The sequence below is a fragment of the Qaidamihabitans albus genome (assembly GCF_016464705.1).
Taxonomy (GTDB): Bacteria; Actinomycetota; Actinomycetes; order Mycobacteriales; family Pseudonocardiaceae; genus Qaidamihabitans; species Qaidamihabitans albus.
This window is the reverse complement of record NZ_JAEHOB010000004.1, coordinates 298,073-320,979: the sequence shown is the minus strand read 5'-3', so window position 1 is coordinate 320,979 and position 22,907 is coordinate 298,073. Positions and strand designations below refer to the sequence as shown.

The following is a 22,907-nucleotide window of genomic DNA, read 5'->3' as shown; positions in this document are numbered from 1 at the left end:
TTCGCCAGGAGAGCCCATGCCGACACTCGGCCAGCTGGTAGCCCGACAAGCCCACCGGGCTCCGACCCGCGACGCGCTCGTCCACGACGGCAGGCGGGTCACCTGGGCGGAGCTCGACAGTGACGTAAACCGTGCCGCGGCAGTGCTGCACGGTCGCGGCATGGTCAAGGGTGACCGCCTCGCGATCATGAGCACGAACTCCAACGACCTCGTCGTCGCCCTGTACGCCGCGGCGAAGCTCGGCCTCCTCGTCGTCCCCGTCAACCCCCGGATGGCGGCACCGGAGGTCACCTGGCTGCTCGACGACAGCGGCGCGACGGGCTTCGTCTTTCACCCGGGTCTCGCGGCGGTCGCGGACGCGGCACGGGACGCGGCCGCCGCGCCGCCGAGGATCCACCTCGCGCTCGGCCCGGGGCAGGGTGGTCCCGACGACCTCAGGAGCCTCATGGCCGACGCCCCGGACCACTCACCGGCGACGTCGACCTCTGAGTCGGACGACGCCGAGATCCTCTACACCTCGGGTACCACGGGCCGTCCCAAAGGTGTCCTTCTCGACCACCACCGCGTGATCTGGGCAGGGCTCAACGTGAGCATGACCGTCGGGATGGCGGATGGGGAACGGATCCTGGAAGTCGCTCCGCTCTACCACTCCGCGGGTCTCAACCTGCTCCTGCACGGGGGCACGGCGGTGGGGGCCACGCACGTGCTCCTCGAGAAGTTCGACGCGGCCGCCGTTCTGGACGCCATGGAGTCGGAGCGGATCACGACCTTCTTCGGCGTCCCCACGATGTACCAGATGCTCCTCGACCACCCGGATTTCCGCAGCCGGGACCTGTCGGCCTGGCGTCTCGGACTGTTCGGCGCCGCACCGATGCCGCCGTCGACGATCGAGCGGCTCCGGGAGGCGGCACCGGGCGTGCGGCTCTTCAACCTCTGCGGACCGACCGAGGCGGGCCCGGGTGGCATCGGGATCGGACCCGACCACATCGCACGGCGCCCGAATGCCAACGGGTGGCCCATCCTCAACACCGAGGCACGGGTCGTGGACAGCGAGGGGCGGGACGTCGCGGCAGGCGGCACCGGCGAGGTGGTGCTGCGCGGGGAGTCCATGATGAAGGGCTACTGGAGCGACCCGAAGGCGACCGCGGAAGCGCTGCGCGACGGGTGGTTGCACACCGGCGACGTGGCGCGCATCGCCGACGACGGCTGCGTCACGCTCGTCGACCGCATGAAGGACATGATCATCACCGGTGGCATGAACGTGTATTCGGTCGAGGTCGAGAACGCGCTGGCGTCCCACCCCGGCGTGGCGGACTGCGCGGTCGTCGGGGCGCCCCACCCGGTCTACGGAGAGAGCGTGGTGGCCGTCGTGACGCCGTGCGAGGGGTGGGTGATCACGTTGGAGGATCTGCGGGCGCACGTGTCGGCGCTCATCGCCGACTACAAGGCGCCGCACCGTCTCGTTCTCGGGGAGGTGCCCCGCAACCTCTCGGGCAAGATCGTGAAGCACGTCCTGCGCGAGCGGCTTCGCCGGGACGCGGAGATCCCGTCGTGACGGGGACGGGTGGGACGATGCTGGCGATCAGCCAGGACGTCCTCGGTGGTCCCGAGGTCCTTCGTCAGGTCGAAGTCCCTCGTCCGCGGGTCCCGCCCAACCAGGTCCTCGTGCGGGTCCGCGCCGCCGGCCTCAACCCGACGGACTGGAAGCACCGGTCGCGACGGGTCTTTCTCGGTCCCCCGCCCTTCGTGCTCGGGTGGGACGTGTCCGGTGTCGTCGAGGAGATCGGCTTCGGGGTCGCCGACTTCCGTCCCGGCGACGAGGTGTTCGGGATGTTGCCCTACCCCTGTGGCCACGGCGCGCACGCCGAGTTCGTGCTCGCCCCGGCCCGGGCACTCGTGCACAAGCCCACCGAGCTCGACCATGTGCGGGCCGGAGCACTCCCACTCGCCGCGCTCACCGCGTGGCAGGCACTGGTCGAGCGCGCGGGGATCCGGCCCGGGCAGCGGGTGCTCGTCCACGGCGCCGGTGGCGGCGTCGGTCACCTCGCGGTGCAGATCGCCAGGGACCGCAGGGCGGTGGTCATCGGCACCGCGAGCGCACCGAAGCACGACTACCTTCGCGAGCTCGGCGCCTATGACCTCCTCGACCACCGCTCGACCGCCTTCGAGGCCGAGCTGTCGGACGTGGACGTCGTGCTCGACACGGTCGGTGGTGACGTCACGACCCGCTCGCTCACCGTGCTCCGCCCGGGCGGCGCGCTCGTCACCATCATGCCCACCGGACGCGCGGTCCTGGTGGACGAGGCCCGGCAGCACAGCGTCCGGGTGGTCGGCATGCTCGCGGACGCCGACCGGACAGGCATGGCGGCGGTGGCGGACATGGTGCGGCGTGGCGTGCTGCGGCCCAAGGTCGACCGGGTCTTCTCGATGAGCGCGGCAGCCGAGGCCCATGCCTGGGGCGAGTCCGGCCGCGCCTTCGGCAAGGTCGTCCTCGTCCCGGACTGACCCGCGCACCGGCGTCCGCGCCGCGCCGCCCACCACCCTTGACCGCCCGCACACCAGCGAGGAAGCACATTTATGAGTCACATCCATACCGACACCCTGGCCGGGAAGGTCGCCGTCGTCACCGGCGCCAGTTCCGGCATCGGCGCCGAGATCGCTCGCGACATGCGCCGAGCCGGCGCCCAGGTCCTCCTGGTGGGTCGCGACGAGGAGCGGCTGGCCGCCAGCGCATCGAGCCTGGCGGCGAACCGTGAGCGGGTCGAGACCCTCAGCGTGGACCTCACCGACGAGGCCGCTCCGGACACCGTCGTACGACGCGCGCTGGACCGGTTCGGCCGGCTCGACATCCTGGTCAACGCCGCCGGCGTCTTCACCCCCACGCCGTTCCTCGAGACGACCGACCAGATCCTGGACGACCAGTGGCACGCCAACGTGCGGGCACCGTTCCGGCTCGCGCGCGCTGCCACCGGTCACCTCGGTGAGGGCTCGTCGATCATCTTCGTCTCCTCGATCTGCGGCTACGCCGGGTTCCCCAACTCGACGGCCTACTGCGCCACCAAGGGCGCGGTCGAGCTCATGGTCAAGGCGCTCACCGCCGAGCTCTCTCCGCGCGGCATCCGCGTCAACGCCATCGCACCTGGCAACGTGCGGACCAGCATCAACGAGCACCTGTTGGCTGACCCGAGCTACGAGAAGCAGATGCTCGCGGCCACCCCCGCCGGGCGCATCGGAGAGGTCGGCGACATCGCACCCGCGGTCGTGTTCCTCGCCTCACCCGCCGCGTCCTACATCCACGGGTCATCCCTGCTCATCGACGGCGGATGGATCGCCAGTTGATCGAGCCACCGGGGAGGCTCGAGCACGAACTCGGGGAGTACCTGCGTGAGCGCTACGCCATCGACGCCACGCTCACGCGCCTGGGATCCGAGCGCGACGAGACCTACCGGGCATCGCTCGCCTCGGCCGAGGACCTGATCGTCAAGGTCTGCGCCTTCGACGAGCCACGAGACCTCGTCGAGCTCCAACTCGCGGCGGCTGCCCATCTCGCGCGGGCCACCACGGTCCCGGTCCCGGTTGCCGTGCCGACTCCTGAAGGGAGGGCCATCACCCGGTGGGAACGCTCAGGCGGCCTACCGGTCCGCATCGTCTACGTCATCTCCTGCCTGCCGGGCACCAGCCTCGCCGAGCGGTGGCCCAGCCCCGAGCAGGCTGAGCGCGTGGGAGCCGTGCACGGTGAGGTCACCTCGGCGCTCGCCGACTTCCGGCACCCAGCCGCAGCCCGCCAGCTCCTGTGGGACCTGTCCGGACTGGCCGAGCTCGCCGACACCATCACGCCCCCACGGGCACAGACCCGGCTGGCCGCCCATGTGGTCAGCCATTTCACCCGCTTCGTCCTTCCGGTGGCCGAGGGCGGCGCACGACAGGTCGTGCACGGCGACTACAGCGTGCACAACGTGCTGGCGGACCCGGCCGCTCCAGGCTTCGTCACCGGCGTCATCGACTTCGGCGACGTGCACATCGCACCGGTGCTCTACGACCTTGCCGTCGCCGTGTCCAACCTCCTCGACCACCGGCTCGCGGACCCGTGGTCGCTGGCGTCCGCGCACGTACGAGGCTTCCTCAGCGCCCGCAACGTCCCACCGGCCGAACTCCGAGCCCTCGGCGCGGCCGCTGCCGCCCGCTGCGTGCAACGAGCGCTGATCTCGCAATGGCGCGCCACTGCCGACCCCACCCGGACCGAGTACGTCCAGGAGCACTCGCGGCACGACTGGGTCCGCGCCGACGCCGCGATCCAGACGCTCGGCACCGCGACCGAACACTTCCTCGCAGCCACCTAACCACCCGCCCCGCCACGAGCCAAGGGATCACGTCCGTGTCGTCACCACCGCCTCGCGCAGCCGTCAGCTCCGTCGGCATGGTCAACGGCTTCAACGTCGCCGACCTTGCGTCCCAGCCTGAGGACATCGCCTCGATGATCGAGCGACGCAACCAGCTCCTGGGTCCGGGATACCAGCTCTTCTACGCCGATCCGATCGAAGTCACCCACGGCCGGGGCGTGTATCTCCACGGCAGCGACGGGACCGAGTACCTCGACGCCTACAACAACGTGGCGCAGATCGGGCACGGTCACCCGCGCGTGGTCGAGGCGGTCTCGCGCCAGCTGGCGACCTTGAACACCAACACGCGCTACCTTCAGAAGCCGCTGCTCGACCTGGCTGAGCAGCTCCTCGCGCACTTCCCGGCGCCGCTCGACCGCATGACGTTGACCTGCACCGGGTCGGAGGCGAACGACCTGGCGACGAGGATCGCCCACCACCACACGGGTGCCAACGGGATCATCGTCACCGCGCACGCGTACCACGGTGTCACGAGCAGCGTGGCGGCGTACTCGCCCTCCCTCGGCCCCGGCGCCCCGCTGGGACCGCATGTGCGTACCATCGCCGCGCCGGACCCGGCGGGGTTCCCTGACGAGGCCGCGCTGGCCGCCGCCGTGCGAGGCGACGTACGCCGGGCCGCTGACGAGCTGGTCCGTGCCGGGTACGGCGTGAGCGCATGTCTTGTCGACACGATCTTCTCCTCCGACGGCGTCTTGACCCATCCGGCAGGTGTCCTTCGGGCGGTGGCCGAGGAGGTTCGCTCCTACGGCGCGGTGATGATCGCCGACGAAGTCCAGGCCGGCTTCGGCCGCACCGGCGACGACTGGTGGGGATTTGCTCGCCACGGGTTCGTCCCGGACATCGTCACGATGGGCAAGCCGATGGGCAACGGCTACCCGGTCGCCGCGGTCGTGCTCCGTGCCGAGGTGGGTCACGCCTTCGAGGCGGCGGTCCGCTACTTCAACACCTTCGGCGGCAGCACGGTCGCGGCTGTGGCGGCACAGGCGGTCGTAACGGTCATCGAGGAGGAAAACCTCATCGCCCGCGCTCGCCAGGTGGGTGTGTCACTGGGGGACGCTCTGCGCGACCTCGCCCGAGGGACCGACCTCATCAGAGCCGTCCGCGGCGTCGGGCTGTTCTACGGCGTCGAACTGTCGTCGGACTGCGGTGCCGACGACGCGCGGATCGCGCGCGAGGTCACCAACCGGATGCGTCGAGCCGGGGTGCTGATCTCGGCCTCCGGCCCGCGGGGCAACGTGCTGAAGATCCGCCCGCCCCTCACCTTCGACCAGACGCACGTCGAGCGGCTGGTCGACACCCTCGCCGTAACCATCGGATCGCTCGACTTCACCGCACGGGAGGCATGAGCCGTGGCGCCCACACCAATCGACGTCAACGCCGACGCCGGCGAGAGCTTCGGCCGCTGGCCGCTGGGCGACGAGGTCAGCCTGTTCGCGTTCGTCTCGAGTACCAACATCGCCTGCGGCCACCATGCCGGCGACCCTGCCACGATGCGGGCGGCGGTCGGAGCCGCGCGGGACGCCGGCGTCGCGGTCGGTGCGCACCCCGGGTACGACGACAAGGTCGGATTCGGGCGTCGTGCCATCGCGATGTCGATCGCGGAGACCGTCGACTCGGTCGTCTACCAGGTCGGCGCACTGGCCGCGATCGCCGCGAGCGAAGGCGTCCGGCTCCGACACGTCAAGCCGCACGGGGCTCTGATGGGTGCGGTCTGCCGCGACCGCGAGCTCGCGGTCGCCCTCGCGGCAGGACTCTTCAGCGCCGGCTTCGAGCTGCCGCTGATGATCGCGCCCACCGCTGCCCTCACCGCCGTGCGGACGGCGGGCCACCCGGTGATCCCCGAGAACGCCATCGACCTCGATTTCGACGACGACGGCATCAACGTCATCGAGCCGCGTCCCGCAGCCAAGGATCCCGAGCGGGTCGCCGAGACGGCCGTGACGGTGGCGCGCGGCCGAGCAGTGACGGTGTCAGGCCGCAGCATCGCGATGTCGGTGCGCTCGGTGTGCGTTCACGGCGACCGACCTAACGCCGTGCCCATCGCCGCGGCGGTCAACCGCTCCCTCACCGCCGCAGGGTTCGACGTCCGGCCGGCCGAGCCATGGGTGTGACGCCGTGACAATCTCGCCCGTGTACACGACGCTCCCCGGCGGGAGCCGCGCCAGCTTCGGCGGCGACGAGTACCTCTTCGTCGAGCTCGACGAAGCGATGAGCCTCGCCGCCGCCCTCCGGGCCCAGTCGATCACAGCACGCATCACCGACCTCGAGCTGCCGGGGATCCTCGACATCGCCCCCGCCAACAGCAGCTACCTGGTCCGCATCGACCCTGAGACCATCGACCCCCGCCGAGCACTCAACGCGATCGCGGACATCCACCAGGACGGGCAAGCGTCGGAGACGACGATCTCCACCGAGATCCTCGACGTGCCCGTCCTCTACAACGACCCATGGTCGGTCGAGGTCTGCATGCGGTTCCGCGACGGACACCAGTCCGCGACCGAGACCGACATCCAGTACACCGCGCGGATCAACGGCTTGGCCTCCGTCGACGAGCTGGTAAAGGCACACTCGAGTGCGCCTTTCATCGTGACGTTTCCCTGCTTCAAGCCCGGAAACGCGGAGTCGTACCAGCTGGTGCCACAGGAGCGGCAGCTCCAGGCGCCCAAGTACCTCACGCCGCGCACCGAGACACCCGCCCGGGCCGTCGCCCACGGCGGTGCCTTCACCGTCATCTACCCATCCAGCGGAGTGGGTGGCTACCAGCTGCTCGGACGTAGCGCGATTCCGGTCGTCGACCTCAGTCAGGCCACGCGCGAGTTTCGCCGATCGCCAGTGCTGACCCCCATCTCGACCCTGCTGCAGTTCCGCGCGGTCGCCAGGGAAGAGTACGACGAGGTGCGCCGCCACGTTGACGCTGACAAGCACGTCGTTCGCCGCGCGCCCGTCGAGTTCTCTCTCGCCGACTTCGAGGAGGACCCGGTGAGATACGCGCGCTCACTCAAGGCGCTCCTGTCATGATCCTGGTTGTCGCTCCCGGTCCGCACACGACGATCCAGGACCTCGGCCGCCCCGGCTACTACGCCATGGGACTGCCACCCTCTGGTGCGCTGGACCAGTACTCGCACCGGTGCGCCAACCTCCTGGTCGGCAACGCCGAGTCGGCCGCGACCCTGGAGTCGACCATGGCCGGACCCACGCTCGGGTTCGAGCAGGACGCCCTCGTCGCGGTCACTGGCGCCGACGTCGACGTCACCATCGACGGCCGCCAGGTGGCTACCTGGGCCGCACATACGGTCCGGGCCGGTCAGCAAGTGGCGATCGGTCTGGCCCGGGCCGGCGCCAGGTCCTACCTCGCGGTGCGCGGCGGAATCGATTCCCCGCCGTTCCTGGGCAGCCGCTCGACCTACACCGCCGCCGGGATCGGCGGCCTCTCGGGCGGCCCCCTCGTTGCCGGGGAAACCCTGCGGGTCGGTTCCGAGACCGCGGCGCCGGAGCGGCCTGGCGCACACCTCGACCCCCGCCTCCACAGCCGCTTCGGGGATCAGGTGACGGTCCGGGTCGTCCCGGGGCTGTGCGGCTACCGCTTCACGGCCGAATCGCTGGAGCAGTTCTTCACCAGCACCTACACCCTCACCACGCGTTCCGACCGCATCGGTTGCCGCCTCGACGGCCCGAGCCTGGCGTTCGTCGAGCGGGAGCAGCCGTTTGGCGCCGGTGACAACCCGAGCAACGTCGTCGACCTGGGCTACCCCGTCGGGTCGATCCAGGTCCCGAGCGGCGTCGAGCCCATCTGCCTGCTACGCGACGCCGTGACCGGTGGAGGCTATGCGACGCTTGGAACGGTGATCAGCGCCGACCTCGACCTGCTGGCGCAAGCGCGGGCGCCCGACACGGTGCGCTTCGAGCCGGTCTCGGTGGATGGCGCGCTGGCCGCACGAGCCGAGCTTCGAGCGCGGCTGCGCGACGCGCGCATCAATATCAACCTGCTCAGCCTGTTCTGACGTCGTTCACCTACCGGGAGAAGTCACCCGCCACCAGCCAGCCGATTTGACAGAAGCATCAATCGCCTGCTGCGCCAGTACTTCCCGAGAAACACCGAATGGAGCGCCTCCTAAAACAACCGAACCCGAAAGACGCTCGGCTCGGCTGGACGACTCTTGCGACGACATTCGCCGCGCCACTGCCAAGATCATCAAGCAACGTTGCGACGACCGATCGAGTCCGCCACCGCGATAATGATCGACTACCTCGCGTGTAGCCGGTCATACGGTCGCCGCGACCGTACCAGAACGCAGAGTCGATCGGCGGCGAAATTATTCTTCGCGATCGCCCCTCTTTTTCCTCTTCACGTGCCCAAGAAATACGGAATAGCCTTCCGGCTGTTGTAACGAGCGATCGGGCGACGTGATCTAGTTCGCGGTAGTGGTATGGCCGCGTTGACGACAGTAGCCGAGTCAGCTGATCAATGTTCGGGCGACAACGCCGTTCAATCTGCTCGTCTTGGTACTGGTCGTAGCTAGCGAACATGGCTCGCAGAACGTCCCGGCTCGGGCTCGCGCCGGGAACCGGCGGGAGGGAGTCGAGCCAGTCTTCCTGCTAGCGGCCACGAGGGCGGTGGGGTGAACACGTGCTCGGGGTGCGGGTGGCTGAGGAAGTCGTGGTGCGAGATCTCCCAGCCGTACGCGCCCGCCTGATGGAAAACCAGCAGGTCGCCGGGCCGGACCCGCTCCACCACGACGTCACGGGCGAGCACGTCCTTCGGCGTGCACAGCTCGCCGACCACCGTCACCGGCTCGGCACGCAGCTCCGGCCGGGGCGCCTGCAGCCGCCACTCGTCGACGGGCCGCACGCTGAAGGGATGGCTGTGCTGCCACGAGACGGGCAGCCGGAAATGGTGGGTGCCACCGCGGACCAGCACGTAAGCGGTGCCGTGGTTGCGTTTCACGTCCAGCACCTCGGTGACGTAGCTGCCGCAGGCCGCGACCAGGAACCGCCCGCACTCGAAGTCGATCTCCCGCCAGTGCTCCGGAAACGTCCGCACCAGCGCGGCAAGGCCGCGGGTGAACGCAGCCCAGTCGAACCGTTCGGGCGGGTCCGTGTAGTCGACACCGATGCCACCGCCGACGTTGACCACCTCGCAGTGCAGCCCGAACGCGGCCTCCCAGCCGGTGACCTTGCGCCGGTAGAGCTCCAGCATCTCCAGGTGCGCCCCGGCGGAGAGGTTGTTCGACAGCGAGTGCAGGTGGAACCCGGCGAGCCGGATGCCGGGCAGTTCGGTGGCCGCCCGCACCGCCTCGGGAAGTGCCGCCTCCTCGATCCCGAACTGGGTGGGCGCGCCCGCCATCGCGATGGTCGCCGCCGGGAACGGGCCGGCGAGGTTCACCCGCAGCAGCACGTCGGCGGTGCGGCCGAGGCGCGTGGCCACCGCGGAGATCCGGTGCAGCTCCAGCACGCTCTCGGCGTGCAGGCGCTCCACCCGCAGCCGTAGCGCCTCGGCGATCTCGGACTCGGTCTTGGCGGGACCGCCGAACAGCACGGGGACGGCGTCACTCACCGCCCGGGCCTTCGCCAGCTCCCCACCGGATGCCACTTCGAAGCCCGCCACCAGTGGCGCAAGCGTTTGCAGCAGGGGTTTCGCGCTGTTGGCCTTCATCGCGTAGAACATCCGGCACGGCCACGGCAGCGCGGCAACGACCCGGCTGGCGTGGGCAGCCAGCCCGTCGAGGTCGTAGACGTAGCGGCAGACCGGCTCACGCATCGCCGGCCAGCGGGTTGGGCACGGTGTGCAACCGTGGCTCGGCGTCCGGCAGCAGCCTGCGCGTGGTCAGTTGCTCCACGGCGACGGCCGGTTTACCGATGTCGACGATCGGGCCGGGGAAGCGCGCGTGGTACCGGCGCAGCGCCGCGCGGATGATCGCCCAGAACTCCCGCTCGTCCAGGCCGTAGGCGTCGGAGAGGAAGATCCCCAGCTCGCCGATGTTGACGAAGAACAGCGCGTCGAGCAGGAAGTCCGCGACCAGTTCCAGGTCGCCGGTCTCGACGAACGAGTTGCGGTTCTCGTGCTCCGGCGGGGTGCCCCGCAGCGGCGGGCACAGCCCGGGATTCGCGAGGTGCGCGCGGGAGAACCGCACCCCGTCGTGGAAGTCCCGCAGCGCCACCCGCGCGGGTACGCCGTCGCGGTGCACGAGCACCATGTTCTGCGCGTGCGCCTCCAGGGCGATCCCGTGCCGGCACAGCAGGTGCACCAGCGGCAGCACGCACGCCTCGGTCAGCCGCTCCAGCCACGGAGTCACGCCGAGCGCGCGCACCCAGCCGTCGATCAGCGGCGTGCCGTCCAGCTCGCGCGCGGTGAGCCCGGTGAACGGCACCGCGCGCTCGCCGGGCTCGAGGCGGGGAAGCAGGCTCTCCCGCCAGACGCAGGCCAGCGTGCCGTAAGTGTCCGGCCGCGACAGCTCAGTTGCCGCGGGCGGGGCGACCGTGGTGCCCAGCACCTCGCCGAGCAGCAGCACGCGGCATTCGCCGCGCAGGAACGGGTCGCGCTCGACGACGGTGCGCAGCCAGTCGGAGATCAGCGGCGCGTTGTGCACGGTGTGCGGCGCCAGCACCCGGCTGGTCGACGTGTTCACCATCGACAGCGCCAGCTTGAGGTAGGGCCGCGTCGGATCATCCGAACAGGACAGTGTGCGGACGGACTGCTGCGCGCGGAACTCGTGCGGGTCCTCGCCGAGCACGAGCAGGTCGCCGTTGTGCAGCTGCTCGGCGAACGCCCTGGCGAGCACCGTCCGCCACTGCCACGGATGCACCGGGACGAGTACGCGGTCCCTCGGGAGCGGACCGAACGCGCCGCCGAGCCCCTCGCGCGCGAGCTCGTCAGCGCGGATCGACCCCGACGCGCTCACGTCGGCGATGCTGCGCCGCGCGGCCAGCCACAGTGGACGGACCGGACGGGCGAACTCCGGGCCGTAGGCGAGGTTGTCGGCGAGGTCGAAACCGACCCGGGACTTGTACGCCGGGTGGTAGCGGTGTCCGTCGGTGATCGCGCCCTCCAGCGTGTCGAAGTCCGCCCCGGCCAGCGTGCCTTTGCGCAGGTACTGGGCCAGCGCGTCCTTGAAGAGCGTCTCCTCCAGCTCGTGGGCGAAGCGGGCGAGGTGCGCGGGCTCCGAGTCCAGCCGGTCGCGTACCTCGTCGAGGAAGCGGGTCAGCGAGGTCGCCTCCTTTCCCTGCCGCAGCACCGGGCCCGGGCCCACCGCCACGCGGTCGAAGCCGTACCGGCGCCGCGCCGTGAACGTGTACCGGACACCGCCCGCACCCTCCACCGTGGACTCGCTCGCGCGCAGTGACCCCTCGTACAGCAACGACTCCAGCAGCTGCCGGAAGACCCGGCGGCGCACCGCCGGGTAGCTCGGCGCGGCGAGGGCCCGCTGGACGACGTCGGTGGTCATGAGCGCTCCGACAGGGGGTTGGGGACATCGACGTAGCTCGGCCGCTCACCGCGCCCGGTGAACCGGCTGATCAGGTTGGCCTTGGCCGGCAGCACGGGGTCGTCGAGCAGCGCGGCCGCCTCCGGCACCTCGGCCAGCGCCTCGCGCGCCACCGCCCACAGCCGGTGCTCGCCGGTCCCGGTGTACCTGCCGAGTACGTGCACGACATGGCCGAGCTGGTTGGTGACGGCGTGGTAGCGCAGCCGCAGCCAGGCTTCGGCGTCGTCGTAGCGCAGCGGACTGCCCGCGGGGATCACATCGCGGGTGAGCCGCCGCGCGCTGACGGCGGCGCCTTCCAGGTCGCGCACCCAGAACCGCGACGGCCAGCCGCCTTCGGTGCACAGCAACGAGTTCTGCACGTGCGCCTCGAAGGCGATCCCTTCGGTGAAGAACAGCGAGAGCAACGGGCGCAGTGAGATGGCCAGGTAGCGGCGCAGCCATTCGGCCACGTCGCCCGCCTCCCGAACGCACTCGACGAGCCCGGCCGGGTCCTCCAGCAGGCTCGCGAGCACGCGCGGCGCCCGCGGGTCGCCCGTGAACGGGTTCTCCCGGTACAGCACGGCGAGCTCGGCCGCGAGGTCCTCGCCGACGACGGCCGGATCGGGTGCGCGGAAGCCGGTCTCGCGCAGCACGCCGAACCCGGTGTGCGCGGGCAGTTGCCGCACCAGCACGGTGGCGTCGGTGGCGCGGCGCAGCTGCTCGATGGGGTTGTTGCGGACGAAGTTGGTGATCCGCACGTGCAGCGGGAGCTTCCACGACGCGGGGAACGCCGGGTCGCACACCGTGCGCACCGACGAGGTCGGATATACCGGACGGCCGAGCGGCCCCAGCGGCAGCAGGGCGCCCCGCTCGACGAGCCCGGCCACGTCCGGCCGGGCGAGCAGGTACCGCGCCTGCCACGGGTGCGCGGGCAGCGCAGCGTATCCGGGGGGAACGCGCGCCTCGACCTCCTCCGGCACCCACGCGCCCTCGGCCACCCGCACGTCGAGCACCAGCTCCCGCGCGAGGCCGAGGTAGTACGGCACGAACTCGGCCCCGAGCTCGGGGGCGTAGCGGCGGAGGTCGGCGTCGTCGAAGCCCTCGGCGCTCTTCGGCGTCGGATGGAAGGGATGGCCGAGCAGCAGCGTCTGCTCGGCGTGCCGGGTGAGCGCGTGCGGGTCGCCGCAGGGTGGTGGCGGCCTGCCGCGGGCGAGGTAGCGGGCGGCGCGGGCCGTGCTGTTCCCGATCCGCGCCGCCAGCTCCCCGGCGTCGTCGTGGCCGGTCAGCGCCGCCAGCTCGGCGAGCAGCGCCGCGACGAACTCCTCGTGTCCCGGACGGGTCGCCTCGGCGTAGTCGTGCTGGCCGGACGCGCAGCGGTGCCGTACCTCGACCGTGAGCAGCCGCCGTGTCCTGGGCAGCGTGATCCGCCACTCGCCGCCCGGTGCCGCATGCACTCCGGTCTCGCGCAGGTAGGCGTTGAGCAGGGCACGGCGGGTGGCGTGCCGGGCGGCGTCGAGCGGGGTCATGTCAGCAGCGGGTTCGGGACCCGGCCGGTCCGCGCGGGCATGCTCGGGCTCGCCGGACCGCCGCGGCGCAGCAGCGGCCCGAGCACCTCCCGGCTCGGCCACGTCGGCGCGTGCAGCAGCTGCCGCTCGACCTGCTCCGGCAGGTCGAGCCGGTCCAGCCAGCCGGCCACGGCGTCGCGCAGCTCCCGCCACAGCACCTTCGCGGGAATGCCGTAGTGGCGGGCGAGTGCGTCCGCGATGCCGTGCAGGTTCACCTGGAAGCCGAGCGTCTGGAGGTAGCCGGTCAGCTCCTCGGCGGTGTCCAGGCGCAGCGACTGCGCCGTGCCGGGCCGGACCCGGTAGACCGGGTCCGGCACACCCGCCTCGGCCATCCACTGTGGATGGATCCGGACGGTGTCGTGGTCGCGCAGGACGAACCGCCAGGGCACGCCGTCGCGCAGGGCCACGACCACGTTCTGCCCGTGCAGCTCCGGCAGCACACCGTGCCGGAGGAACCCGAGCGCCATCCCGGTGAACGCCCCGGCCAGCTCGCGGAAGAACTCGACGGGGCCCGTGCGGAGCAGCGCGCCGAGCGTGTGCCACTCGTGTGCGGCGAGTGCGGCCATCGGCAGCGCGGGCGTGCCGAGCAGGTCGGCGGGGTAGCTCCGGACCTGCGCGGCGAGGTGCCCTGGCCGGTCGGTGAACTCGTCACCGGCCCAGCCGCACCAGGTGGTCTCGTCGCACACCGCGACCTGCCCGGCCAGCGCAGGGTCGGCGGCGAGCACGGCGCGCAGGGTGCGCTCGCCCCGCTCGCCGTTGTCGAGGTAGCGCGGTGGCAGCAGCCGCGCGCAGCCGAGCGTGCTCAGGCCGAGCGGCAGCTTGACGTGCCGCGTCGCGTCCGCGGTGGCGAGGGTGCGCAGTGACGCGGTGGGCCGGAAGGTGCCCGCACTCGGCGCGAGCGGGCGGATGAGCCCGGCGTCCAGCTCCGCGGCGAACTCGCGGGGCAGCACGTGCTCGAACTGCCACGGATGCACCGGCAGCAGGTACTGCCCGGCGCCGAGGCCGTCGGCGAGCCGGTCGTGCTCGGCGTCGTCGAGCAGCAGCCGGGCGATCCGCCGCGATGCCGCACCACCGCCGAAGCGCAGCCGCTCGGCGGGCACGGCCACCCAGCGCAGGGCGAGCGGTTCGCGCCGCATGGGCCCGTACTCGGTGAGTTCGGCGGCGGTCCAGCCCACGACTGCCCTGGCGGTCGGGTGGAACGGGCGGTTTCGGGTGGCCGCCAGCCGCTCGCCCGCGAGCAGGTCGCCGGGTGCGCCGTCGTGCCGGGCGCCGAGCACGGCGGCCGCGTGCTCGACCGCGGTGCGCAACCCGGCCGCCACCTCCTCGACGTGTGGCTGGTCCGCGGCCACGTACCTGAGCAGCTCGTCGGGCGCGAGCTCCCTGCCGCCGAGCCGGACGGGACCGCCCGCGTACCGGAACGGTTGCAGGCCGTCGCCGCCGTGGACGGGCAACCGCAGCGGTCCGACGCGATACCAGCCGTCCTCCGGCATGCCCTCGCCGAACCCGCACAGCCGCTCGCGGATCAGGGCGTCCACCAGGTCTGCCATCACCAGCTCGGCGGGCGGCACTAGTACAGGTCCAGCCACGTGCCGACCCCCTGGGCCTCGGCGCGGGCGTGGACCTCGGCGGCGCAGGCGATGTCCTCGACCGCCATGCCCATCGGGTTGAGCAGGATGATCTCCCCGGTGCTTTCCCGGCCGGGGCGGGTACCCGCCAGGATCTCGCCGAGCTCCGCGTGCAGCTGCTCCCGGGAGAACGAACCCTCCAGCACGAGCTGGTTGATGATCTTCTTCTCCCGGTTGCTCTGCTCCCAGTCGTCCACCACGACCTTGTCGGCGCGCAGGAACACCTCCTTGTGCACGTCCATGATGGACACGTTGGCCAGCAGGGTCCCCGGCTTGAGCCAGTCGAACTCCAGGTAGGGGCGGTCGGTCACCGTGCACGGCAGCACGACGTCACCCGCCCGTACGGCGTCCTCCGCTTCGGCGGCCACCCGGGTGGCGACCCGGCCGTCGAGCCGCGCGGCGAGCTCGTGCGCCGCCTCCGGCCGGAGGTCGTGGAGGTGCACGGTGCCGATGCCGGGGAACCGTTCCAGCAGCGCGTCGACCTGCGTGCGGCCGATGACCCCGCAACCGATCAGCGTGACGTCGGTGAAGCCCGGCCGGGCCAGGTGCTCCGCGGCCAGGCAGGTGACGGCCGCGGTCCGCCACGCGCTGATCAGGCCGCCTTCGAGGATGGCGACCGGATAGTTCGTCTCCGGGTCGTTGAGCACGATCAGCGCGCTGGCGCGTTCGCGCCCGGCGGCGGGGTTGTCGTGCTTGCTGCCGATCCACTTCAGACCGGAGACGCCTGGTTCGCCGACGTGCGCGGGCATCGCGATGATCCGGTCTGCGATGTGTCCCTTGCCGGCCCGCAGGTACGGCTTGAGCGGCTGCACCGTCGCGCCCTCGGCGTGGGCGACGAGTGCGGCGCGCAGGGCGTCGACGTAGAGACCGGCGGAGGCGCCGCCGACGGCCGCCACATCTCGGCGCGTCAGGTAGAGCAGCCGGGGATCGTGCTCGGGCAAGGGATGCTCCTCAGGTTTCGTTCGCGCGGCGGGCGCGGGCGGCGGCGAGCCAGTCGTCGTCGTAGACCAGGTCGAGATAGCGGTCCCCGCGGTCGGGGAAGATCGCCACGACCCGGCAGGGTCTCGGCAGCCGCGGCAGGGCCCTGCGGATCGCCGCGACGACCGCACCCGTCGAGCCACCGGCGAAGATGCCCTCCGTCGCGAGCAGCTCGCGGCAGCCGAGGGCGGCGTCGACGTCGTCGACGTAGGAGACCTCGTCGATCTCCTCCGGACGGCACAGTTCCGGGACCCGGCTGGAGCCGATGCCGGGGATCTCCCGGTGCCCGGCAGGCCCGCCGAAGATCACCGAGCCCGCCGCGTCCACCGCGACCACGCGCAACCCGGGGAAGCGCTCGCGCAGGCGGCGGGCGCAGCCGAGGACGCTGCCCGTCGTGCTCACCGGGGCGAACAGGTAGGCCGGCGAGCGGACGAGCTGCGCCGCCAGCTCCGCCCCGGTGCCGTGGTAGTACGCCTGCCAGTTGCGGTCGTTGGCGTACTGGTTGATCCAGATCGCGCCGGGGGAGGCGGCGAGCAGCTCCCGCACCCGGCGCAGCCGCGTGCGCAGGTAGCCGCCTGCCTCGTCCGGTTCGGAGACCGGGTCGACGTCCACCCCCAGTCCGCGCAGGACGGCGAGGTTCGCCCTGGTGATCTGGGGATCGACCACGCAGGTGAACCGCAGGCCGTGCACGCGCGCGGCCATCGCCAGCGCGATGCCGAAGTTGCCGGAGCTGCTCTCGATCAGCCGGTCGCCGGGGCGGATCGTGTGATCCCGCAGGCCGCACTCCACGATGTAGCGGGCGGAGCGGTCCTTCATGCTGCCGCCCGGGTTCATCAGCTCCAGCTTGGCGACCACCTCGACGTCCGGACCGGGGAACAGCCTGCGCAGGGCCACGACGGGGGTGTTGCCGACACAGTCGAACACGGACTCGCCGACGGACTCGGCGACGGTCGGAGCTGCGGTCACTTGTCTCCTCGGCTCGGCAAGCGCGTCATGCGTAAGGCAAGTCTTACCTTACTAAAGAGGTCACTGTCGATGAGGAAATCGACACGAGCGGTTACGAGGCCGGGCCGAGCCGGATCCCGTCGAAGGCGATCTTCGACACCACGTCCGCGATCTCCGCCCCGCTCGAGTCGCGCCGCGGCCGGTACCACTCGACGAGGGAGTTGACCATGCCGAACAGCAGCCGGGCGGTGACGGCGGGATCGACGTCGGGCCGGATGTCGCCGTCCCGCTCGGCCCGCGCCACGAGGTCGGCCACGATCCGGTCGAACTCCCGCCTGCGCGCGAGCGCCGCCCGCTCCACCTTGGTGTTGCCGCGCACCCGCAGCAGCAGCGTGACGAACGGCAGCTGCTCGACCAGCACCTCGACGCTGCCGCGGACGAGGTGCTCCAGCTGCTGGACGGCGCTGCCGTCCACCGCCTCGGCCTCCGCCACCACGCCGAACAGGCCGTCGAGCGCGCGGTCGACGGCCAGCCGCAGCAGCTCCTGCTTGCTCGGCACGTGGTGGTAGATGGCCGACTTGGTGATGCCCAGCTTGCGGGCGAGGTCCTCCATGCTGGTGCCGTCGTAGCCGCGCTCGTTGAACAGCTTCACCGCGACCCGCAGCAGCGACTCCAGGTCGTAGCCGGGCCTGCCCCGGCGGGTCTGCGGTTGGGTGGCCATGGCGGGCAGTATCTCAAGCCCGGCGCTTGTCGATCACCCGGCGCATCTTGCCCATCGACCGTTCGAGGGTGTCCGGATCGACGACGGCGACGTCCACGCTCACTCCGACGCCGTCCTTGACCTGGGCCACGATCTCCGCCGCCGCGGCGTCCCTGCGGGTGGCCGGGGTGTCTGCCTTGGCCTCCACCTGCACGGTCAGGTGGTCCAGCCGCTCCCGCTTGGTCAGCATGAGCTGGAAGTGCGGGGCGAGGCCGTCGGTGCGCAGCACGATCTCCTCGATCTGGGTCGGGAAGACGTTGACCCCGCGCAGGATGATCAGGTCGTCGGAGCGGCCGGTGACCTTCTCCATCCGCCGGTACGCCGGCCGTGCGGTGCCGGGCAGCAGCCGGGTGAGGTCGCGGGTGCGGTAACGGATGATCGGCAGGGCCTGCTTGGTGAGGGAGGTGAACAGCAGCTCGCCGTGTTCACCCTCGCCGAGCACGTTCCCGTCCACCGGATCGATCACCTCGGGATAGAAGTGGTCCTCCCAGACGTGCAGGCCGTCCTTGGTCTCCACGCACTCCTGGGCGACGCCGGGTCCCATCACCTCGGAGAGCCCGTAGATGTCCACCGCGTCGATGCCTGCCCGCTCCTCGATCTCGGCGCGCATCCGCTCGGTCCACGGCTCCGCGCCGAAGATGCCCACGCGCAGTGAACTGGTGCGCGGGTCGATCCCCTGCCGCTCGAACTCGTCGAGCAGCGTGAGCATGTAGGACGGGGTCACCATGATGATCTCGGGCCGGAAGTCGGTGATGAGCTGCACCTGCCGGGTGGTCATGCCGCCCGATGCGGGGATGACCGTGCAGCCGAGCTTCTCCGCCCCGTAGTGGGCGCCGAGGCCACCGGTGAACAGCCCGTACCCGTAGGCGACGTGCACCTTGTGGCCCGGCCGCCCGCCCGCGGCGCGGATCGAGCGGGCCATCACGGTCGCCCAGTTGTCGATGTCGGCCCCGGTGTAGCCGACGACCGTGGGCTTGCCGGTGGTGCCGCTGGAGGCGTGGATGCGGCGCACCTGCTCCTGCGGCACGGCGAACATGCCGAACGGGTAGTTGTCCCGGAGGTCGTGCTTGGTGGTGAGCGGGAACCTCGCGAGGTCGGCGAGTTCCCTGCAGTCCTCGGGGCGCACGCCCGCGTCGTCGAACTTCTTGGTGTAGAAGGGGACGTTCTCGTAGGCGTGGCGCAGGGTCCACCGCAGGCGTTCGAGCTGCAGAGCTCGCAGCTCACCGGTATCGAGCCGCTCGGCGGGATCAAGCTGTGTCACGTGACTCCTTCGTCCGTCCTTGGTTCGGCAGGTACCGACCTGCCGATGACGCGGCTGCGGCCGCGGAACTCGGCGACGACCGTGCGCCCGGCCGGATCGTCGCGGTGCACGGTGACGTCGTAGATGCCGTTGCGCCCGTACCGGGTGCGCTCCTCGGCCGTGGCGACGAGCCGGTCGCCGAGCCGGGCGGCGGCGACGAACGAGATCTCCGCCCCGGCGGCCACCGCCACCGGGCCGTGGCTGTTGCAGGCGCACGCGAACGTGGTGTCGGCGAGCAGGAACACGTAGCCGCCGTGTGCGATGTCGTGGCCGTTCACCATCGTGGCGGTGACCCGCATGCCCGCCACCGCGCGGCCCTCGCCCGCCTCGATCAGCTCGATGCCGAGGGCGCGGGAAGCCTCGTCGACGGCGAACATCTCGTGCGCGGCGTTGCCTGCCACAGTTCCCACCCTCGCGAACTGACCGAATGGACGGTTAATACTGGATATGGCCCCCTCGGCATGTCAAGCCTCGTGAGTGCGCACACGAGTTAGAACTCGTGTAGGCGCTCACGACTTTGCCGGGGACGTTCGAGGCGCTACCATGAATTACTGAACGGACGGTTGGTTATTCATGCTCCCGGCTCGACGAGGAGGTCGGCCCCTGATGGGTTCGCTGCGCAGTTACGTCTCCGGCGCCTGGCACGCGCCGTCGGACGAGGGTGCCCCGCTGTACGACGCCGGCACGGGGGAGGAGGTCGCCCGGATCTCGTCGGCCGGGATCGACATGGGTGCCGCGCTGGCACACGGCAGGGCGGTCGGCGGCCCCGCGCTGCGTGAGCTGACCTTCCACCAGCGGGCCGCGCTGCTCAAGGCGCTGGCCTCGCACCTGCGCGAGCACCGCGACGAGCTGTACGCGCTCTCCGCGCGCACCGGCGCCACGCTCGGCGACTCGAAGTTCGACATCGACGGCGGCATCGGCGTGCTGTTCGCCTACGCGAGCAAGGGCAGGCGCGAGCTGCCCAACGACACCGTCTACGTCGAGGGCGACGTGGAGCCGCTCGGCAAGGGCGGCACGTTCGTCGGCCAGCACATCGCGACCCCGCTGCGCGGCGTCGCCGTGCAGATCAACGCCTTCAACTTCCCCGTCTGGGGGCCGCTGGAGAAGTTCGCCCCCGCGTTCCTCGCCGGGGTGCCCAGCCTGGTGAAGCCGGCGAGCCAGACCGCCTACCTCACCCACCGCCTCGTCGAGCTCGTCGTCGAGTCCGGGCTGCTGCCCGAGGGCTCGCTGCAACTGGTCTGCGGCGGCGCCGGTGACCTGCTCGACCACGTCACGTCGCAGGACCTCGTGTCGTTCACCGGCTCGGCCGCGACGGCGCAGCGGCTCCGCTCGCACCCGGCCCTCGTGCGCAACGCGACGCGCTTCAACGCCGAGGCCGACTCGCTCAACCTCTCGATCCTCGGCCCGGACGCGGGCCCGGGAACGCCCGAGTTCGACCTCTACGTCAAGCAGCTCGTCACCGAGATGACCGTCAAAGCCGGGCAGAAGTGCACGGCCATCCGGCGCGCGTTCGTGCCCGCGGAGCTGATCGACGACGTGGCGCGGGCCGCGAGCGAGCGGCTCGCGAAGGTCACCGTCGGCAACCCGGCGAGCGAGGGCGTGCGGATGGGCGCGCTCGCCAGCCTCGAACAGCGCGAGGAGGTGCGCCGGTCGCTGAAGGCGCTGCTCGACGCGGCGCGGATCGTGTCAGGCGACCCCGAGCACGTCGACGTGGTCGACGCCGACCCCGAGCGCGGCGCCTTCGTCTCGCCCGTGCTGCTGCGCGCCGACGACCCCGAGCGGGCCGAACCGCACGAGGTCGAGGCGTTCGGCCCGGTCAGCACGCTACTGCCCTACACCTCCACCGAGCAGGTGGTCGAGCTCGCCGCGCGCGGGCACGGCAGCCTGGTCGGCTCGGTGGTCACCGGCGACGCCGCGTTCGCCCGCGACGTCGTGCTCGGCGTCGCGCCGTGGCACGGCAGGCTGCTGGTGCTCGACTCCGAGGACGCGAAGGAGTCGACCGGGCACGGCTCGCCGCTGCCCAACCTCGTGCACGGCGGTCCCGGCCGCGCGGGCGGCGGCGAGGAGATGGGCGGTATCCGCGGCGTGCTGCACCACATGCAGCGCACGGCCGTGCAGGCCAGTCCCAGGGTGCTCGGCGAGGTCACCGGGCGGTGGGTGCCCGGCGCACCCCGCAACGACGACGGCGTGCACCCCTTCCGCAAATCGCTTGCCGAGCTCAGGACCGGCGACACGGTGGTGGCGGGCCCGCGCACCGTGACCCCGGAGGACATCGCGCACTTCGCCGAGTTCACCGGCGACACGTTCTACGCGCACACCGACCAGGCCGCGGCCGAGGCGAACCCGCTGTTCGGCGGGATCGTCGCGCACGGCTACCTGGTGGTGTCGTTCGCCGCAGGGCTGTTCGTCTCGCCTGAGCCCGGACCGGTGCTCGCCAACTACGGCCTGGAGAACCTGCGGTTCCTCACCCCGGTCAAGCCGGGGGACGAGCTGACCGTGACGCTCACCGCCAGGCAGATCACCCCGCGCGAGAACGCCGACTACGGCGAGGTGCGCTGGGACACCGACGTGACCAACGCCGAGGGTGAGTCGGTGGCGAGGTACGACGTGCTGACCCTGGTCGCGAAGGAGGCCACCCGATGACCGCGACACTGCCGGAACAGGACCTCGAACGGCACTTCGAGCGGACCATCGAGCACGACCAGCGGATCGAGCCGCGTGACTGGGTGCCCGAGGCCTACCGCAAGACGCTGATCCGGATGATCGCGCAGCACGCGCACTCCGAGATCATCGGCATGCAACCGGAGGGCAACTGGATCACCCGCGCGCCTTCGTTGCGGCGCAAGGCGATCCTGCTGGCCAAGGTGCAGGACGAGGCCGGGCACGGGCTCTACCTGTACTCGGCGGCGGAGACGCTCGGCGCCGACCGGGCCGAGCTGACCGACAAGCTCGTCAACGGCAGGCAGAAGTACTCGTCGATCTTCAACTACCCGACGCTGACCTTCGCCGACGTCGGCGTGATCGGCTGGCTGGTGGACGGCGCGGCGATCTGCAACCAGGTGCCGCTGTGCCGCAGCAGCTACGGGCCCTACGCCAGGGCGATGATCCGGATCTGCAAGGAGGAGTCGTTCCACCAGCGGCAGGGCTACGAGCTGCTGATGACGATGATGCGCGGCACCGAGCGTCAGCGCCGGATGGTGCAGGAGGCGACGGATCGCTGGTGGTGGCCGTCGCTGATGATGTTCGGCCCGCCCGACGGCGACTCGCCGAACACCGAGCAGTCGATGGCGTGGAAGATCAAGCGGCACACCAACGACGAGCTGCGCCAGCGCTTTGTCGACATGTCGGTACCGCAGGCGGACGCGCTCGGGGTGACCCTGCCGGACGAGGACCTGAAGTGGAACGCCGAGCGCGGGCACTACGACTTCGGTGAGATCGACTGGTCCGAGTTCAAGCAGGTGCTCGCAGGCAACGGTCCGTGCAACGCCGAGCGGGTCGCCCACCGGCGCGCGGCGCACGACGGCGGCGCGTGGGTGCGGGAGGCGGCCGCGGCACACGCGGCGAAGATCAAGGAGTCGGTGGCATGAGAAGCGACTGGCCGCTGTACGAGGTCTTCGTGCGGGGCAAGCGAGGGCTGAACCACGTCCACGTCGGCTCACTGCACGCCGCGGACGACGAGATGGCGCTGCACCATGCGCGCGATCTCTACACGCGCCGTAACGAGGGCGTGAGCATCTGGGTGGTCAAGGCCGCGGACATCACCGCCTCCAGCCCGGACGAGAAGGACCCGTTCTTCGCGCCAAGCGGGGACAAGGTGTACCGGCACCCCACGTTCTACGACATTCCCGACGACGTCCCACACATGTGAAAGGGA

20 protein-coding genes are annotated in these 22,907 nt (G+C 71.2%); 11 read left to right on the top strand and 9 right to left on the bottom strand.

The genetic code is table 11. From position 1 onward, the window contains the following. The first annotated feature begins 16 nt into the window (after positions 1-16). The 8 genes from JAP66_RS10525 (at position 17) to JAP66_RS10490 (ending at position 8,401) form a co-directional block, all read left to right on the top strand. Complete coding sequence (locus tag JAP66_RS10525) at positions 17-1,555, top strand: class I adenylate-forming enzyme family protein (protein WP_199431452.1); 1,539 nt, start codon at positions 17-19, stop codon at positions 1,553-1,555. Next, positions 1,552-2,505: an NADP-dependent oxidoreductase gene (locus JAP66_RS10520; RefSeq protein ID WP_307849510.1), complete on the top strand. Its 954-nt coding sequence runs from the start codon at positions 1,552-1,554 to the stop codon at positions 2,503-2,505. The genes JAP66_RS10525 and JAP66_RS10520 overlap by 4 nt, the downstream gene beginning before the upstream one ends. A gap of 72 nt (positions 2,506-2,577) precedes the next feature. Continuing rightward, entirely contained in the window at positions 2,578-3,339 is a 762-nt protein-coding gene (locus JAP66_RS10515; RefSeq protein WP_199431451.1) for an SDR family NAD(P)-dependent oxidoreductase, read from the top strand. Beyond that, complete coding sequence (locus JAP66_RS10510; protein ID WP_199431450.1) at positions 3,336-4,340, top strand: phosphotransferase; 1,005 nt, start codon at positions 3,336-3,338, stop codon at positions 4,338-4,340. The genes JAP66_RS10515 and JAP66_RS10510 overlap by 4 nt, the downstream gene beginning before the upstream one ends. Before the next feature lie 35 nt (positions 4,341-4,375). After that, a complete protein-coding gene (locus JAP66_RS10505; RefSeq protein WP_199431449.1) occupies positions 4,376-5,746 on the top strand; it encodes an aspartate aminotransferase family protein in 1,371 nt (456 codons plus the stop codon). 3 nt (positions 5,747-5,749) lie between these two features. Further along, positions 5,750-6,511 carry a 5-oxoprolinase subunit PxpA gene (locus JAP66_RS10500; RefSeq protein WP_199431448.1) on the top strand — a complete coding sequence of 254 codons (762 nt, stop codon included), beginning with the start codon at positions 5,750-5,752 and terminating at the stop codon, positions 6,509-6,511. Between the two features lie 19 nt (positions 6,512-6,530). Next, entirely contained in the window at positions 6,531-7,418 is an 888-nt protein-coding gene (locus JAP66_RS10495) for a 5-oxoprolinase subunit B family protein (protein ID WP_199431447.1), read from the top strand. Next, positions 7,415-8,401 (top strand): 5-oxoprolinase subunit C family protein, encoded by a 987-nt coding sequence (locus JAP66_RS10490; RefSeq protein WP_199431446.1) that lies wholly within the window; start codon positions 7,415-7,417, stop codon positions 8,399-8,401. Before JAP66_RS10495 ends, JAP66_RS10490 begins: the two co-directional genes overlap by 4 nt. Before the next feature lie 515 nt (positions 8,402-8,916). Here the strand turns inward: JAP66_RS10490 and JAP66_RS10485 are convergent. From JAP66_RS10485 to paaI, 9 genes are all read right to left on the bottom strand, one after another. Next, entirely contained in the window at positions 8,917-10,158 is a 1,242-nt protein-coding gene (locus JAP66_RS10485) for a type III PLP-dependent enzyme (RefSeq protein WP_199431445.1), read from the bottom strand. Beyond that, complete coding sequence (locus tag JAP66_RS10480) at positions 10,151-11,842, bottom strand: IucA/IucC family protein (protein ID WP_199431444.1); 1,692 nt, start codon at positions 11,840-11,842, stop codon at positions 10,151-10,153. Before JAP66_RS10480 ends, JAP66_RS10485 begins: the two co-directional genes overlap by 8 nt. Continuing rightward, the gene (locus JAP66_RS10475; protein ID WP_199431443.1) at positions 11,839-13,386 is read right to left on the bottom strand and encodes an IucA/IucC family protein; all 1,548 of its coding nucleotides are present in this window, start codon (positions 13,384-13,386) and stop codon (positions 11,839-11,841) included. Before JAP66_RS10475 ends, JAP66_RS10480 begins: the two co-directional genes overlap by 4 nt. Then, positions 13,383-15,011, bottom strand: coding sequence for an IucA/IucC family protein (locus tag JAP66_RS10470; protein ID WP_307849509.1), 1,629 nt, complete (start codon positions 15,009-15,011; stop codon positions 13,383-13,385). The genes JAP66_RS10475 and JAP66_RS10470 overlap by 4 nt, the downstream gene beginning before the upstream one ends. Further along, complete coding sequence (gene sbnB / locus JAP66_RS10465) at positions 14,993-15,991, bottom strand: 2,3-diaminopropionate biosynthesis protein SbnB (protein WP_199431442.1); 999 nt, start codon at positions 15,989-15,991, stop codon at positions 14,993-14,995. Before sbnB ends, JAP66_RS10470 begins: the two co-directional genes overlap by 19 nt. A gap of 10 nt (positions 15,992-16,001) precedes the next feature. Continuing rightward, on the bottom strand, positions 16,002-16,994 hold the full coding sequence (sbnA, locus tag JAP66_RS10460; protein ID WP_199431441.1) for a 2,3-diaminopropionate biosynthesis protein SbnA: 993 nt from the start codon (positions 16,992-16,994) through the stop codon (positions 16,002-16,004). A gap of 91 nt (positions 16,995-17,085) precedes the next feature. Beyond that, positions 17,086-17,694 carry a TetR/AcrR family transcriptional regulator gene (locus JAP66_RS10455; RefSeq protein WP_199431440.1) on the bottom strand — a complete coding sequence of 203 codons (609 nt, stop codon included), beginning with the start codon at positions 17,692-17,694 and terminating at the stop codon, positions 17,086-17,088. Positions 17,695-17,707: 13 nt separating this feature from the next. Further along, positions 17,708-18,994, bottom strand: a complete 1,287-nt coding sequence (gene paaK / locus JAP66_RS10450) for a phenylacetate--CoA ligase PaaK (protein ID WP_199431439.1) — start codon at positions 18,992-18,994, stop codon at positions 17,708-17,710. Continuing rightward, on the bottom strand, positions 18,991-19,410 hold the full coding sequence (gene paaI, locus JAP66_RS10445) for a hydroxyphenylacetyl-CoA thioesterase PaaI (RefSeq protein ID WP_199431625.1): 420 nt from the start codon (positions 19,408-19,410) through the stop codon (positions 18,991-18,993). The genes paaK and paaI overlap by 4 nt, the downstream gene beginning before the upstream one ends. 229 nt (positions 19,411-19,639) lie before the next feature. Here paaI and paaZ point away from each other — a divergent pair, with 229 nt between their 5' ends. Genes paaZ through paaB form a run of 3 tightly spaced genes read left to right on the top strand, consistent with a single transcriptional unit; the run spans position 19,640 to position 22,901 of the window. Continuing rightward, positions 19,640-21,676 (top strand): phenylacetic acid degradation bifunctional protein PaaZ, encoded by a 2,037-nt coding sequence (paaZ, locus tag JAP66_RS10440; protein WP_199431438.1) that lies wholly within the window; start codon positions 19,640-19,642, stop codon positions 21,674-21,676. Then, positions 21,673-22,620 carry a 1,2-phenylacetyl-CoA epoxidase subunit PaaA gene (gene paaA / locus JAP66_RS10435; protein WP_199431437.1) on the top strand — a complete coding sequence of 316 codons (948 nt, stop codon included), beginning with the start codon at positions 21,673-21,675 and terminating at the stop codon, positions 22,618-22,620. Before paaZ ends, paaA begins: the two co-directional genes overlap by 4 nt. Beyond that, positions 22,617-22,901 carry a 1,2-phenylacetyl-CoA epoxidase subunit PaaB gene (paaB, locus tag JAP66_RS10430; RefSeq protein ID WP_199431436.1) on the top strand — a complete coding sequence of 95 codons (285 nt, stop codon included), beginning with the start codon at positions 22,617-22,619 and terminating at the stop codon, positions 22,899-22,901. The genes paaA and paaB overlap by 4 nt, the downstream gene beginning before the upstream one ends. The last annotated feature ends 6 nt before the right edge of the window (positions 22,902-22,907 follow it).

Excerpts from the sequence above, each read along its gene's own strand:
- JAP66_RS10525 (WP_199431452.1), top strand. The coding sequence starts at position 17 with ATGCCGACACTCGGCCAGCTGGTAGCCCGACAAGCCCACCGGGCTCCG.
- JAP66_RS10515 (WP_199431451.1), top strand. The coding sequence starts at position 2,578 with ATGAGTCACATCCATACCGACACCCTGGCCGGGAAGGTCGCCGTCGTC.
- JAP66_RS10490 (WP_199431446.1), top strand. The coding sequence starts at position 7,415 with ATGATCCTGGTTGTCGCTCCCGGTCCGCACACGACGATCCAGGACCTC.
- JAP66_RS10485 (WP_199431445.1), bottom strand. The coding sequence starts at position 10,158 with ATGCGTGAGCCGGTCTGCCGCTACGTCTACGACCTCGACGGGCTGGCT.
- JAP66_RS10480 (WP_199431444.1), bottom strand. The coding sequence starts at position 11,842 with ATGACCACCGACGTCGTCCAGCGGGCCCTCGCCGCGCCGAGCTACCCG.
- JAP66_RS10475 (WP_199431443.1), bottom strand. The coding sequence starts at position 13,386 with ATGACCCCGCTCGACGCCGCCCGGCACGCCACCCGCCGTGCCCTGCTC.
- JAP66_RS10455 (WP_199431440.1), bottom strand. The coding sequence starts at position 17,694 with ATGGCCACCCAACCGCAGACCCGCCGGGGCAGGCCCGGCTACGACCTG.
- paaI (WP_199431625.1), bottom strand. The coding sequence starts at position 19,410 with ATGTTCGCCGTCGACGAGGCTTCCCGCGCCCTCGGCATCGAGCTGATC.
- paaZ (WP_199431438.1), top strand. The coding sequence starts at position 19,640 with ATGGGTTCGCTGCGCAGTTACGTCTCCGGCGCCTGGCACGCGCCGTCG.
- paaA (WP_199431437.1), top strand. The coding sequence starts at position 21,673 with ATGACCGCGACACTGCCGGAACAGGACCTCGAACGGCACTTCGAGCGG.
- paaB (WP_199431436.1), top strand. The coding sequence starts at position 22,617 with ATGAGAAGCGACTGGCCGCTGTACGAGGTCTTCGTGCGGGGCAAGCGA.